The organism is Rhizobium sp. USDA 4016, from assembly GCF_056279705.1.
Genome location: NZ_JBWCCY010000004.1, coordinates 4285570 through 4298639 on the forward strand (window position 1 = coordinate 4285570; position 13070 = coordinate 4298639).

12 protein-coding genes are annotated in these 13070 nt (G+C 59.2%); 9 read left to right on the forward strand and 3 right to left on the reverse strand.

The annotated features are described in order from the left end of the window. Positions 1-24: 24 nt before the first annotated feature. The 5 genes from ACZ9DP_RS36920 (at position 25) to ACZ9DP_RS36940 (ending at position 4835) form a co-directional block, all read left to right on the forward strand. A complete protein-coding gene (locus tag ACZ9DP_RS36920) occupies positions 25-540 on the forward strand; it encodes an invasion associated locus B family protein (protein WP_074069943.1) in 516 nt (171 codons plus the stop codon). A 227-nt stretch (positions 541-767) separates the two neighbouring features. Next, a complete protein-coding gene (gene rlmN / locus ACZ9DP_RS36925) occupies positions 768-1997 on the forward strand; it encodes a dual-specificity RNA methyltransferase RlmN (RefSeq protein WP_074069942.1) in 1230 nt (409 codons plus the stop codon). A 90-nt stretch (positions 1998-2087) separates the two neighbouring features. After that, on the forward strand, positions 2088-3041 hold the full coding sequence (locus ACZ9DP_RS36930; protein WP_194728393.1) for an ABC transporter substrate-binding protein: 954 nt from the start codon (positions 2088-2090) through the stop codon (positions 3039-3041). A gap of 121 nt (positions 3042-3162) precedes the next feature. Continuing rightward, positions 3163-4044, forward strand: a complete 882-nt coding sequence (locus ACZ9DP_RS36935) for an ABC transporter permease (RefSeq protein ID WP_476205344.1) — start codon at positions 3163-3165, stop codon at positions 4042-4044. Further along, a complete protein-coding gene (locus tag ACZ9DP_RS36940) occupies positions 4041-4835 on the forward strand; it encodes an ABC transporter ATP-binding protein (protein WP_476205346.1) in 795 nt (264 codons plus the stop codon). The genes ACZ9DP_RS36935 and ACZ9DP_RS36940 overlap by 4 nt, the downstream gene beginning before the upstream one ends. Before the next feature lie 10 nt (positions 4836-4845). Here ACZ9DP_RS36940 and ACZ9DP_RS36945 read toward each other — a convergent pair whose 3' ends face one another. Continuing rightward, complete coding sequence (locus ACZ9DP_RS36945) at positions 4846-5487, reverse strand: LysE family translocator (protein ID WP_074069939.1); 642 nt, start codon at positions 5485-5487, stop codon at positions 4846-4848. Positions 5488-5566: 79 nt separating this feature from the next. Continuing rightward, complete coding sequence (locus ACZ9DP_RS36950) at positions 5567-6421, reverse strand: SDR family NAD(P)-dependent oxidoreductase (RefSeq protein ID WP_074070461.1); 855 nt, start codon at positions 6419-6421, stop codon at positions 5567-5569. Positions 6422-6599: 178 nt separating this feature from the next. On the opposite strand from ACZ9DP_RS36950, the gene ACZ9DP_RS36955 reads away from it, so the two are divergent. Both ACZ9DP_RS36955 and ACZ9DP_RS36960 read left to right on the forward strand, forming a co-directional pair. Continuing rightward, entirely contained in the window at positions 6600-7823 is a 1224-nt protein-coding gene (locus ACZ9DP_RS36955) for an argininosuccinate synthase (protein ID WP_476205539.1), read from the forward strand. A 131-nt stretch (positions 7824-7954) separates the two neighbouring features. Continuing rightward, a complete protein-coding gene (locus ACZ9DP_RS36960; RefSeq protein WP_074069938.1) occupies positions 7955-8596 on the forward strand; it encodes a LysE family translocator in 642 nt (213 codons plus the stop codon). A gap of 6 nt (positions 8597-8602) precedes the next feature. Here the strand turns inward: ACZ9DP_RS36960 and ACZ9DP_RS36965 are convergent, their stop codons facing one another. Further along, positions 8603-9034 carry a hypothetical protein gene (locus ACZ9DP_RS36965; RefSeq protein ID WP_074069937.1) on the reverse strand — a complete coding sequence of 144 codons (432 nt, stop codon included), beginning with the start codon at positions 9032-9034 and terminating at the stop codon, positions 8603-8605. Between the two features lie 210 nt (positions 9035-9244). Between ACZ9DP_RS36965 and ACZ9DP_RS36970 the strand changes: the two genes are divergently transcribed. Together ACZ9DP_RS36970 and ACZ9DP_RS36975 are read left to right on the forward strand one after the other, a co-directional pair. Then, a complete protein-coding gene (locus ACZ9DP_RS36970; RefSeq protein WP_476205347.1) occupies positions 9245-11332 on the forward strand; it encodes a M3 family metallopeptidase in 2088 nt (695 codons plus the stop codon). A 136-nt stretch (positions 11333-11468) separates the two neighbouring features. Beyond that, positions 11469-13046: an alkaline phosphatase D family protein gene (locus tag ACZ9DP_RS36975; protein ID WP_476205348.1), complete on the forward strand. Its 1578-nt coding sequence runs from the start codon at positions 11469-11471 to the stop codon at positions 13044-13046. Positions 13047-13070: the final 24 nt, after the last annotated feature.

The window sequence follows — 13070 nt, forward strand, 5'->3', positions numbered from 1 at the left end:
ATCGCAAGAACCGGCAGGAAATCCATGTTTGTAAAAAGTATCGTATCCGCTCTCGCACTCGTTCTCATCACGGCCGGAGCTGCAGGAGCACAGCAGACTGCTGCTGCGCCGACACGCATCCAGCAATTCCAGGCCTGGGGCGCCTATTCCTATAAGCAGGGCACCGGCAATGTCTGCTATGTGCTGTCCGTGCCGACCGAAAAGAAGCCGGCTGGCATTGACCACGGCGACAACTTCTTCATCGTCTCGCAGCGTCCTGGCCAGAACATCTCCTATGAGCCGCAAGCGATGATGGGCTACACGGTCAAGGACGGTTCGAAGATCGAAGTCGTCATCGACAACAAGACCTTCGTCATGTTCACCAAGGATAAAGCCGGCTGGGTCGAGAACGCGGCGCAGGAACCTGCGCTTGTGGCAGCCATGAAGGGCGGCAAGTCGATGACGGTCAATGCGACGTCTCGCCGAGGCACTGCCACATCCTACAGCTACTCGCTCTCCGGTATCTCCGCTTCGCTGAAGCAGATCGAAGCCTGCAAGTAAGCCACCTTGCTCTGTCTTGAAGTTCAAGGGCCGGCCTTGCGCCGGCCTTTGGCGTTTCCATCTATAGTGACGCGCGGCGAAAATGATGATAAAGCCGCGCGCAACTGCGGAAAGATCGCGGCATATGCTGCTGCTCCGTCATTCAATTTTCTGCCAACTGCCGATGCCGCCCGCCAAGTCTTCCGGCTTACCGGGATGAGCGCAGTTTGATTTCGGGATAAGAGACCATGTCCGTCATGGATGCCGTGACCATCACCAAGCCTGCCGGGCAGCCGCGCACAGAGCTTTCGCCGAAGCCCTCGCTGATAGGCTTGAGCCGCGAGGAAATGGGTAATGCTCTTCGCGAGAGGGGTGTTGCCGACAAACAGGTGAAGATGCGCGTCAGCCAGCTCTGGAACTGGATTTATGTGCGCGGCATCTCCGATTTCGACCAGATGGTGAATATCGCCAAGGACATGCGAGAGATGCTGAAGCAGCATTTCACCATTGCGCGCCCGGAGATTGTCGAAGAGCAGGTTTCCAATGACGGCACCCGCAAGTGGCTGCTGCGCTTTCCGCCGCGCGGCGCCGGCCGTCCCGTCGAAGTTGAAACCGTCTATATCCCGGAAGAAGGTCGTGGCACGCTCTGCATCTCCAGCCAGGTCGGCTGTTCCCTGACCTGTTCCTTCTGCCATACCGGTACGCAGCGGCTGGTGCGTAACCTGACAGCGGAAGAAATCCTCTCGCAGCTCCTGCTTGCCCGCGACCGGCTTGGCGATTTCCCGGACCGCGATATTCCGGTCGGCGCCATGGTACCGTCGGAAGGCCGCAAGGTCAGCAACATCGTCATGATGGGAATGGGCGAGCCGCTCTACAATTTCGATGCGGTCAAGCAGGCACTGCTGATCGCCACGGATGGCGACGGGCTTTCGCTGTCGAAGCGCCGCGTCACGCTTTCCACCTCCGGCGTCGTGCCCGAGATTTTCCGCACTGGAGACGAGATCGGCGTCATGCTGGCGATCTCGCTGCATGCCGTGCGCGACGACCTGCGCGACATTCTCGTACCGATCAACAAGAAGTATCCGCTGAAGGAGCTGATCGAGGCCTGCCGGGCCTATCCAGGGCTTTCGAATGCACGCCGCATCACCTTCGAATATGTAATGCTGAAGGACGTCAACGACAGTTTGGAAGATGCCAAGGGGCTGATCCAGCTCCTGAAAGGCGTGCCTGCCAAGATCAACCTGATCCCGTTCAATCCCTGGCCGGGCACGAACTACCAGTGCTCTGACTGGGCGCAGATCGAGAAGTTTGCCGATTTCATCAATTCGGCAGGTTACGCCTCGCCAATCCGTACGCCGCGCGGCCGCGACATTCTCGCCGCTTGCGGCCAGCTGAAATCGGAATCCGAGCGCATGCGCAAGACCGAACGCCTGGCATTCGAGGCGATGATGATCGCCAATCACGGCGTGGACGACTGATCAGCAAGTTTGATCCTTGCAGCAGTTCTTTGCGATTGATTGCGGCGCGGGGTTTTCCTAGAACCCCCTCATTATCGATGGAGGACTCTCATGCGTTTGATCTCGCTCGCCGTCGCGGCGGTTCTTGCCCTTACCTTGCCTGCCAAGGCTGACGGCGTCACGGTCGCTGTGACGGCCATCGTCGAGCACCCGGCGCTCGATGCCGTGCGCAAGGGCGTCCAGGATACGCTTGCCGCGGCAGGCTATAAGGAAGGTGAGAATCTCACGTTCCTCTTTGAATCCGCACAGGGAAATCCTGCCACCGCAGCGCAGATCGCCCGCCAGTTCGCAGGCGAGGATCCGAACGTCATCGTGCCGATCTCCACGCCGTCAGCGCAGGCTGTGGTTTCCGCGACCCGCGACATTCCAGTGGTCTTCACTGCCGTTTCCGATCCGCTCGGCGCCCAGCTCGTCAAGGATATGGACAAGCCCGGCGGCAACGTCACCGGCCTTTCCGATATGTCGCCGGTTGCCGAACATGTTGCGCTGATCAAGGAGATCCTGCCTGCCGCCAAGACGATCGGTTACCTTTACAATTCCGGGGAAGCCAATTCCGTCTCGTTGCTTGCGGCCCTGAAGGCTGAGGCGGAGAAGGCCGGTATGGGCGTTGTTGAGTCCGCAGCGACGAAGTCTGCAGAAGTCCAGGGTGCTGCGCGCGCGCTGGTCGGCCGTGCCGATGCGATCTACGTCCCGACCGACAACACGATCATCTCGGCGTTGGAGGGTGCCGTAGCCGTTGCCGAAGAAAGCAAGCTGCCGCTCTTTACGGCGGATACGGATTCCGTCTCACGCGGCTCGATCGCAGCGCTCGGTTTCAACTATTACGACGTTGGCAAGCAGACCGGCGATGTCGTGGTTCGTGTCCTGAAGGGCGAAAATCCGGGTGATATTCCGGTTAAGGTTGCCGCCGGCAGCGATCTCATCATCAACAGCGCCGCGGCTCAGAAGATGGGCGTTAAGCTACCGGAAAGCGTTCTCAAACGCGCCAATCGCGTCATCGAATAACCACCAGCTTTCGCCATTATCGATATTGCGCTCGGCCGCTCCTGTTTCTAAACGGGAGCGGCTGATGATATTCATGCCCTTACGATGGACGGGCAAAACGAAGAAAAGAGGGTCGACCGCCTTGAGTGAGATCGCATTTTGGGGTGCCGCGGAGCTTGGGCTTGTCTACGCCTTCGTTGCTCTTGGCGTTTATCTCGCCTTCCGCGTCCTCGATTTCCCCGATTTGACGGTGGATGGCTCCTTTCCCCTCGGCGCGGCGGTGACAGCGGTTCTGATCATTGCCGGCGTCAATCCTTGGCTGGCAGCGCTGGTTGCGATGATCGCCGGTGCTGCGGCCGGCGTTGTGACGGCGCTCCTCAATGTGCGCTTTCGGATTCTCAACCTGCTTGCCTCGATCCTCACCATGATTGCGCTCTTTTCGGTCAATCTGCGCGTCATGGGCAAACCCAATGTCGCGTTGATCAATGCCGATACGATGATCAGTCCGTTCTTCGGTCATGGCCTTCGCGACTTCTACGTCCGGCCGCTCTTTGTCGGCGTTCTCGTCGTCATCGCGTTGATCGTGGTCTGGCGCTTCCTCGAAAGCGATGCCGGGCTTGCGATGCGGGCAACGGGTGCAAATGCGCGGATGGCGCGGGCGCAGGGCGTCGACACCAGCAGACAGATCTACCTTGGCATGGCGATGTCGAATGCTCTCGTCGCGCTCGGCGGCGCGCTCTTTGCGCAGACGAACGGTTTTGCCGATGTGACGTCCGGCGTCGGTACCATCGTGGTCGGCCTTGCCGCCGTGATCATCGGTGAAACGCTGCTGGGCCGCCGCGGGTTGTTGATTGCGCTCATCGGCTGTGTCTTCGGCTCGATCATCTACCGCATAGCCATTCAACTGGCGCTTTCCACCGACATGATCGGTCTCCAGGCCTCGGACCTCAATTTCGTGACGGCGGTTCTCGTGACCATCGCGCTCATTCTTCCCCGACTTCGCCGCGGAGGAGCCCCATCATGATCAGCATTAAGGATATCAAGGTCGTTTTCGGGAAGGGCACGCCGCTGGAGAAGCGGGCGCTAAACGGCGTCAGCCTGGCCATCGAGCAGGGCTCCTTCGTGACCGTCATCGGATCCAACGGTGCGGGCAAATCGACGCTGCTCGGCGTTCTCGCCGGCGACGTTCTGGCAAGCGAGGGGAAGGTGCTGATCGGCGATATCGACGTGACGCGCAAGCAGACGGCTGCGCGGGCGGGGCTTGTCGCACGCGTCTTTCAGGATCCGCTGACGGGAAGCTGCGGCTCCTTGTCGATAGAGGAGAATCTTGCTCTTGCCGCTCGGCGCGGCGAGCGGCGCGGATTGGTGGCGGCCCTCGGCCCCAAGCGCCGCGATCTTTTCCGCGACCGGATCGGCGAACTGAACCTCGGTCTCGAAAATCGTATGGCTGATCGCATGGATCTGCTTTCCGGCGGCCAGCGGCAGGCGGTTTCCCTGGTCATGGCGACGCTGGCAGGCTCGGAGGTCTTGCTGCTCGACGAACATACGGCCGCACTTGATCCAGGCATGGCGGAATTTGTCATGAGCCTCACGGACAAGATCGTCTCAGATCGCAAGCTGACCACGCTGATGGTGACCCATTCCATGCGCCAAGCGCTGGACTACGGACACCGCACGGTCATGCTGCATGGCGGCGAAATCGTGCTGGACGTCAGCGGCGACAGTCGCAAGGATCTGCAAGTCGAAGACCTGATCGCGATGTTCCGCAAGATGCGCGGACAGACGCTCGACGATGATGCACTGCTGATCGGCTGAGCGGGCGCGATCAGCGTGCCTGCGTGAGAAATATCTTTACGGCGAAGATCGAGAAGACCCCCGCGAAAGTGTAGTCCATTCCGCGCAGGATCTTCCTGTTCTTCTGCAGCCAGCCCGCAAGCCAGTCGGAAGCGAGAACCACAAGGGCGTTCACCGGCATGCCGATGAGGATGAAGAAAAAGCCGAGGAAGAGCAGCTTGTGCGTGACCGCCGGATCGCCCGCGCTTACGAATTGCGGCAGGAAGGTCATGAAGAAGATGATGACTTTCGGGTTCAGAAGATTGACCCAAAAGCCGACGGAAATATTGGAAAGCGGCGTGCCCTTGGCTTCGCTGACCTGCTCGACGGAAAGCTTCGAACCGAAACGGATCGCTTGAAGAGCCAGCCAAAGAAGATAGGCAGCACCTCCGGTTTTGAGGACCAGGAAGGCGGTCGGCGAGGCGGTGATCAGCGCCGAGATGCCGAAAGCAACCAGCATCGTATGAACCACGATGCCGAGGCTGGTGCCCAAGACGACGTAGAGTGCCGGCTTCTTGCCCTGAGACAGAGCGCGGCTGATCGAGAGCGTCATGTCCGGTCCGGGCGTGGCCGCAAGAAGCAGGCTGGCCGCGGAAAAGGCGAGAAGGGTCGCAATGCTCGGCAGGAAATCCATGGCACTCTCTGAAAGCTGATAGGAGTTAGACTTTCTTATCCAAGTTTCAGAAAATTACCAATCAATCCTGATGATCCGCCTATCGCTTTTCTTCAAGGAAGGCCTTGAACCTGTCGGCATAATCCTTGTGCCAGCGCGAAAGCGGCGGGCGGTTTTCGATGATGTCGCCGATCGCCCAGGCCATGCGGCGCTCGTCAAGGGGGCGGGCGACGTCGTTGTCCGGGCAGAGGATATAGAAATCGCCGCGCTCCAGGCTTTCGATCATGAAATCGACGGTCTGTTCCGGTGTCCAGGCGGCCGCGGGTTTTTCGGTGCGGTCACCCTTTGTAAGGCCGGTGAAGACAAAGCCCGGGATCAGAAGGTGGGCAGATATCTTCGAGCCTTCGGTATTGCGCAGTTCGTGCTCGAGGGCTTCGGTGAAAACCTTCACGCCTGCTTTCGACACATTGTAGGCAGGATTGCCCGGAGGAGTCGTGATGCCCTGCTTGGAGCCGGTGTTGATGATGAGCCCGGGCTCGCCATGTGCCAGCATCTTTGCTCCGAAGACCCGCGTGCCATTGATGACGCCGAGGAGATTGACCCCGAGGATGCTGTCCCAGTTTGCCTGAGCGCTGAAGATCGAGGTTTCCGGACCGATGCCGGCGTTGTTCATCAGCACATGGACGCGGCCGAAGCGCTGAACGACAGCTTGTTCGAACGCCTCCAGCGAAGACTTGTCGGAAACGTCCGTCTCGACTGCCATCACACGCTCCTGGCCGGCAATGGCTTCGAGTTCGCCACGAGCCGTCGCCAGCCGGTCGCCATCGAGGTCGGCGATGACGACGCTCATACCTGCCTTGGCAAAGCGCTTTGCCGCCGCAAGGCCGATGCCGGATGCGCCGCCGGTGATCACCGCAACATTGGGCTTCTTGAGAATCTCCTGAATATTCGTCACGGGACCGGCCTCCTCAATCATTATTCGGACGCAGCCAGATATGGGTGCGCGTTTCGCGCTGTCAAACATCAAGCCTGCTCTGCCCCAAAAATCCTTGCCCTTGCGTCACGCGACAATCTCGCTAAAAGTGCCCGCGACACCGGGCTTTGCCGCCCATTATGCAACGGACCTCATCATCATGGCATCTAAGAAAGACGTGAAAAAAGTCGTGCTCGCCTATTCCGGCGGTCTCGATACCTCAATCATCCTGAAGTGGCTGCAGACCGAGCTCGGCGCCGAAGTCGTGACTTTCACGGCCGACCTTGGGCAGGGTGAAGAGCTCGAACCGGCGCGCAAGAAGGCCGAGATGCTCGGCATCAAGGAAATCTACGTCGAGGACGTGCGCGAAGAGTTCGTAAAGGACTTCGTCTTCCCGATGTTCCGCGCCAATGCTGTCTATGAGGGCGTCTATCTGCTTGGCACGTCGATCGCCCGACCGCTGATTTCCAAGCACCTGATCGATATCGCCCGCAAGACCGGCGCCGACGCGATCGCCCATGGCGCGACCGGCAAGGGCAACGACCAGGTCCGCTTCGAGCTTTCCGCCTACGCGCTGAACCCGGATATCAAGATCATCGCGCCGTGGCGCGACTGGGCGTTCAAGAGCCGCACCGAGCTGCTGGCATTTGCCGAACAGCACCAGATCCCGGTTGCCAAGGACAAGAAGGGTGAAGCGCCGTTCTCCGTCGACGCCAACCTGCTGCACTCGTCCTCCGAGGGCAAGGTTCTTGAGGATCCGGCACAGGAAGCCCCGGAATACGTGCATATGCGCACGATCTCTCCGGAAACCGCGCCCGACAGGGCAACCGTCATCAAGGTCGGTTTCGAAAAGGGCGACGCAGTTTCGATCAACGGCGTTCGCATGAGCCCGGCGACACTGCTCGCCACGCTCAACAGCTATGGCCGTGACAACGGCATCGGCCGTCTGGACCTCGTCGAAAACCGTTTCGTCGGCATGAAGTCGCGCGGCGTCTATGAGACGCCCGGCGGCACGATCCTGCTTTCGGCGCATCGCGCGATCGAATCGATCACGCTCGACCGCGGTGCAGCACATCTCAAGGATGAGATGATGCCGCGTTACGCAGAGCTGATCTATTATGGCTTCTGGTTCTCGCCGGAGCGGGAAATGCTGCAGGCGCTGATCGACAAGAGCCAGGAGCATGTCGAAGGCGAAGTGACGCTGAAGCTCTACAAAGGCAATGTCATGGTCATCGGTCGCGAGAGCCCGAAGTCGCTTTATTCCGACAAGCTGGTCACCTTCGAGGACGACCAGGGTGCCTACGACCAGAAGGATGCGGCGGGCTTCATCAAGCTGAACGCACTGCGCCTGCGCACACTCGCCAAGCGCAACCTCAAGAGTTAAGCGTGTCACAATACGCTTGAAAAGAGGCCCGCACGGCCAAGCCGTGCGGGCCTCTTCTTTGGGGTGTTGCGACGCTTGACGGATTGCCGGGTTAGCATAGTCTGCGGCTTCGATCCTTCGGAGCTTTTGCCATGACGCAATCCCTGCTCGTCGGCGCCTTTCTGGCGGCTCTCTTTTATGTGCTCATTCCAGGCCCTGCGTTCCTTCAGCTTCTCGGCATCGGCGCCGGGCAGGGGCGAAAGGCTGGCGCCTACTTCATGATGGGGCATCTTGTCGGTGATATTCTCTGGTCGGCGCTGGCGCTGGTTGCGATTGTCGGCGCGAGAACGATAGGCACCTTCGTCTTCGATCTGCTCGGATTGCTCTGCGGTTTCTATCTCGCTTGGATCGGCTGGAGCGCGGTAACGGCCAAGCCGAAAGGCGACGGGCAGGCCCTGGTGACGGTGAAGCGGCCCTTTCGCCGCGGGCTGATTTTCGGCGTGACCAATCCGAAAGGCTACCCGGTGGCGCTGGCGACCTTCACGGCACTGGTTGCCGGTTCGGCCGGTGCGCTCGATTTCGAGGCTTTGCCGCTGCTTCTCAGCGTATCCTTCCTAGGCTTCGTGACTGCCGATCTCATTCTTGTCGCCATCATAGGCGCAGGCGCCGTGCGGCGTTTCTACCGCGCGCATGAGCGGCTGATCGTCCGCTGCTCCGGCGTGCTCTTCATGGGATTTGCAGCCCAAGCACTCTGGCACGCAACGCCCGGCCTGCTTGGATGGCGCAAGGCCTGACGGCGCCTACGCGTTCAGGAAATTCACGATCGATTTCAGCGTCTTTACGCTATCGGAATCGCCGATCGACATGGCGATCTGCAGCTGGTTTTCATAATAGTCGCGGAAATTGAATAGCGTGCCGTCGGTGATCCCGGTCAGATCGATGACATTGCCCTGCACATCGATGGCATGCATCGGCAACGGCTCGGAAATCGCCGCAAACGTGTCCTGGTCGATCCCGCCGTTGTCGTAGCTTTGGCGCGCATGGCTACGCAGCTCGCTCGGGCTCATGGCAGCGAAATCCGGCCCTTCGACACGATTGTCTTCGACCTTGAATATCGCTGAAGCTGCCGCTCCGGCGTCGATTCCAATATCTTCGGTCTTCGAACTTTTTGCGTTGTTCTGGCTGTTTTTAAAAAGCAAACTCTGAGAAGACCGCACAGAAAAAATTTCCATGGCGCATGTCCCCTTACGGAAAGAGTGGCTCGAAACTAGCGTCAGCGCGCGAGTCGCGTCAATCGTTAACGATTGGTTAATTTTTATGTATCAATTCTTGCCCGTCAAAACTTGCGAGGGCAAGCAAAAGCGAATCTCGCAAGCGGCATACCAATGCGGTGATGCCTTGCCTATATTGCCGTTTCCAGCCTCTGCATAAAGGACGTCAGCATGCCTTCCACACAAGAGTTCAATCCGGCGCTTGTCAACTGGAACGGGCTTCATGGCCTGCCTCGCTTCGAGGCGCTGAACGACGGTGATTTCGCCGCTGCCTTCGATGCCGCTCTCGCATCTCATGAAGTGGAGATCGACGCGATCGCCGGAAACGTGGAAGAGCCCACATTCGAGAATACGATCGTCGCCCTGGAGATTGCAGGCGACGAGCTTTCGCGTGTTTCGGCGCTGTTCTGGAACCGGGCGGGGGCCCACACGAACGATACAATCCAGGCACTGGAGCGCGATATATCGCCAAAAATGTCGCGCCACTATTCCAACATCGGAATGAACGCTGCGCTTTTTGCACGTATCGATACGCTCTGGGAGGATAGGGAAAGTCTCGGACTGACACTTGAGCAGACACGTGTGCTGGAGCGTCGTTGGAAGAGCTTTGTAAAATCCGGCGCCAAGCTGGCGAAGGCCGAGCAGGAGAAGCTTGCGGCAATCGACGAAAAGCTTGCAGGCTTGAGCACGCAGTTCGGACAAAACGTGCTGGCCGACGAAAAGAACTGGTCGCTGATCCTCTGCGAAGGACCCGAGCTCGCAGGCCTTCCGGATTTCCTGAAGGACGCCATGGCGGCCGCATCGCGCGAGCGCGGCGAAGAGGGAAAGTTTGCGGTCACTCTGTCGCGCTCGATCATCGAACCGTTCCTGACCTTTTCCGAACGGCGCGATCTGCGCGAGCAGGCCTTCAAGGCATGGGTCGCACGCGGCGAGAACGGGGGCGAGACGGATAATCGCGGCATCATCCGCGAGACGCTGACCCTTCGCGGAGAAGTCGCGAAGCTTCTCGGATATGGCAATTTTGCGGAACTGAAGCTCGACAACACGATGGCAAAGACGCCAGCCGCGGTAAATCATCTGCTGCGCGCCGTCTGGGCAAGAGCTGTCAAACGGGCGCTTGATGAAGAGGCGGATATCGCAAGGCTGATCGCCGAGGACGGCAAGAACCATGAGGTCATGCCCTGGGATTGGCGCTACTATGCCGAAAAGATCAGGGCGCAGAGGTTCAATTTTTCCGAAGCCGAACTGAAGCCCTATCTGCAGCTCGAAAAAATCATCGATGCCTGCTTTGATGTCGCCGGCCGACTCTTCGGCATTCGTGCCGTCGAGAAGAAGGGGATTGCCGCCTATCACCCGGATGTGCGCGTCTTTGAAATTCGCGATAGCGAAGACAAGCTGGTTGCGCTTTTCCTGGGGGATTATTTTGCCCGCAGTTCCAAGCGCTCCGGCGCCTGGATGAGCGCGTTCCAATCCCAGCATAAACTCCCAATGAAGAATGGGCATCAGGGCGAACTGCCGATCATCTACAACGTGTGCAACTTCGCAAAACCGGCCGAGGGCAGGCCGGCACTGCTTTCGCTGGACGATGCGCGCACACTCTTCCACGAATTCGGCCATGCGCTGCATGGCATGCTTTCGAACGTGACCTATCCCACTGTGTCGGGCACCGCCGTTTCGCGCGACTTCGTGGAACTGCCATCTCAGCTTTACGAGCACTGGCTGACAGTTCCCGCAATTCTCAAGCAATATGCCGTGCATTTCGAAACCGGCGCACCTATGCCGCAGGAGCTGCTCGACAAGGTGCTTGCGGCCCGCACCTTCAATGCCGGGTTCAACACGGTCGAGTTCACCTCCTCGGCGATTGTCGATATGGAGTTTCACACGCGCGACGCTGTGGAAGACCCGATGGCGGTGCAAAATCAGGTGCTCGCCGAACTCGGGATGCCGAAGTCGCTCGTGATGCGCCATGCCTCGCCGCACTTCCAGCACATCTTCTCCGGCGGTTATTCGGCAGGCTACTATTCCTATATGTGGTCGGAAGTGCTCGATGCGGATGCTTTCGCCGCTTTCGAGGAAACCGGCGACGCCTTCAACAGTGAGATGGCGCAAAAGCTCAAGGACAACATCTATTCCAGCGGCGGCTCGATCGATCCGGAAGACGCCTATAAGGGATTCCGCGGCAAGTTGCCGAGCCCCGAGGCAATGCTCGTCAAGAAGGGCCTTGCAACATTCGAAGAGCTTTCGGGCAGCGACGCGTAAGGCGGTCCTTAACAAAATTGTCGCCGAAGTTTCGGAAAACCGTCATGTCATCTTCAAGAGACTGACATGACGGCCGCTCTAGGCTTGCTGCGAGTGATTCGATCCCGCTCTCGAAGCAAGCCGAATGAGCCATGGCATGAAACTGACGGACACGACGCGCCGCCGCTTCCTTTCCTCGATCGGCGCAGTCGGCGGCTTTGCGGCAGCCAGCCTCGTGATGCCATATTACGCGCGAGGATCTTCGAGCCGCCCCATCTTCACGTCAGGCGTTCAATCCGGTGATGTAGACGCAACGTCGGGCATGATATGGACGCGTGTCGACCGGCCATCGCGGCTCTTCGTCGAATATTCGACGAGCGACAAATTCGCGAATGCCGTCAGGTTGGCCCCGATCGACGTCACACCGGAGACCGATCTTGCGGGTAAGCTGCTGCTGCGGGATCTGCCTCCGGACCATGACATCTTCTACAGGTTTGTGGCCGCCGACCTGCAGGACGTCAACAGCGTCTCCGAACGAATTCACGGCCAGTTCCGCACCGCGCCTTCCAACAGGCGGACGATCCGCTTCGCATGGTCAGGCGATACGGCGGGGCAGGGATGGGGGATCGACGACGAGGGTATGCGTACCTATCAGACCATCGCCTATCACCGCCCCGATTTCATGATCCATTCCGGCGATACGATCTATGCCGACAATCCAATGCCGGACGAGATCCGGTTGCGTGACGGCGGACTCTGGAAGAACAGGATCGTGACCGAGGAGAAGCGCGACATCGCGCAAACGCTCGATCAGTTTCGCGGACAGTGGAAATACAATCTGCTCGACGAACATGTGAAGGAACTGAATGCAGTCTGTCCGGTCTTCTATCAATGGGACGACCACGAGGTTTTAAACAACTGGTCGCCTTCGACCGACCTTCGCGGCAATGATCGCTACAAGGAAAAGTCCGTTTTGACGCTGGCAACTCGGGCAAGCCGCGCCTTCCATGAGATGACGCCAATCCGCTACGTTGCCGCCGACCCAGGGCGCATCTACCGGAAAGTCTCATATGGTCCGCTGCTCGATATCTTCTTCGTCGATCTGCGATCCTATCGGGGGCCGAACGACCATGGCCTGGATCAGGTCCTGACGGCGAAGTCCCGCATCCTTGGCGAAGGGCAGGTCGCATGGCTGAAGCGCGAACTGGTGCGCTCGACGGCAACATGGAAGGTGATTGCCTGCGATATGCCGGTCGGACTCGTCATCTGGGATGATTATGGAAAGCGGGAAGGCAGCGAGTCCTTCTCTAACGGCGACAATGGAGCGCCGCTCGGGCGAGAGTTAGAATTTGCTGATCTGCTGCGCTTCATCCGCGACGCGGCGATTTCGAACATCGTCTGGCTGACGGCTGACGTCCACTACACTGCGGCGCATTATTACAATCCGGCCAAGGCGAAATTCCGGGAGTTCTTGCCGTTCTGGGAATTCGTCTCCGGGCCGTTGCATTCCGGGACCTACGGAGCGCAGGAGCTCGACATGACCTTCGGCCCAGACGTGCGGTTCATCAAGGCCGCGCCTGGCGGTGCGGACTCCAATCTGCCACCGTCTGCTGGCCTTCAGTTCTTCGGACTGGTCGAAATCGACGGGCAGACCGAGCAGATGACCGTGCGGCTGATGGACAGAAATGATACCGAACTCTGGCGGACCGTCATCGACCCCCAACATGTGACCTAGGCCCACATGGCCGCTATCGCCCCT

Excerpts from the sequence above, each read along its gene's own strand:
- ACZ9DP_RS36940 (WP_476205346.1), top strand. The coding sequence starts at position 4,041 with ATGATCAGCATTAAGGATATCAAGGTCGTTTTCGGGAAGGGCACGCCG.
- ACZ9DP_RS36970 (WP_476205347.1), top strand. The coding sequence starts at position 9,245 with ATGCCTTCCACACAAGAGTTCAATCCGGCGCTTGTCAACTGGAACGGG.
- ACZ9DP_RS36975 (WP_476205348.1), top strand. The coding sequence starts at position 11,469 with ATGAAACTGACGGACACGACGCGCCGCCGCTTCCTTTCCTCGATCGGC.
- ACZ9DP_RS36955 (WP_476205539.1), top strand. The coding sequence starts at position 6,600 with ATGGCATCTAAGAAAGACGTGAAAAAAGTCGTGCTCGCCTATTCCGGC.
- ACZ9DP_RS36960 (WP_074069938.1), top strand. The coding sequence starts at position 7,955 with ATGACGCAATCCCTGCTCGTCGGCGCCTTTCTGGCGGCTCTCTTTTAT.
- ACZ9DP_RS36920 (WP_074069943.1), top strand. The coding sequence starts at position 25 with ATGTTTGTAAAAAGTATCGTATCCGCTCTCGCACTCGTTCTCATCACG.
- ACZ9DP_RS36930 (WP_194728393.1), top strand. The coding sequence starts at position 2,088 with ATGCGTTTGATCTCGCTCGCCGTCGCGGCGGTTCTTGCCCTTACCTTG.
- ACZ9DP_RS36945 (WP_074069939.1), bottom strand. The coding sequence starts at position 5,487 with ATGGATTTCCTGCCGAGCATTGCGACCCTTCTCGCCTTTTCCGCGGCC.
- ACZ9DP_RS36965 (WP_074069937.1), bottom strand. The coding sequence starts at position 9,034 with ATGGAAATTTTTTCTGTGCGGTCTTCTCAGAGTTTGCTTTTTAAAAAC.
- rlmN (WP_074069942.1), top strand. The coding sequence starts at position 768 with ATGTCCGTCATGGATGCCGTGACCATCACCAAGCCTGCCGGGCAGCCG.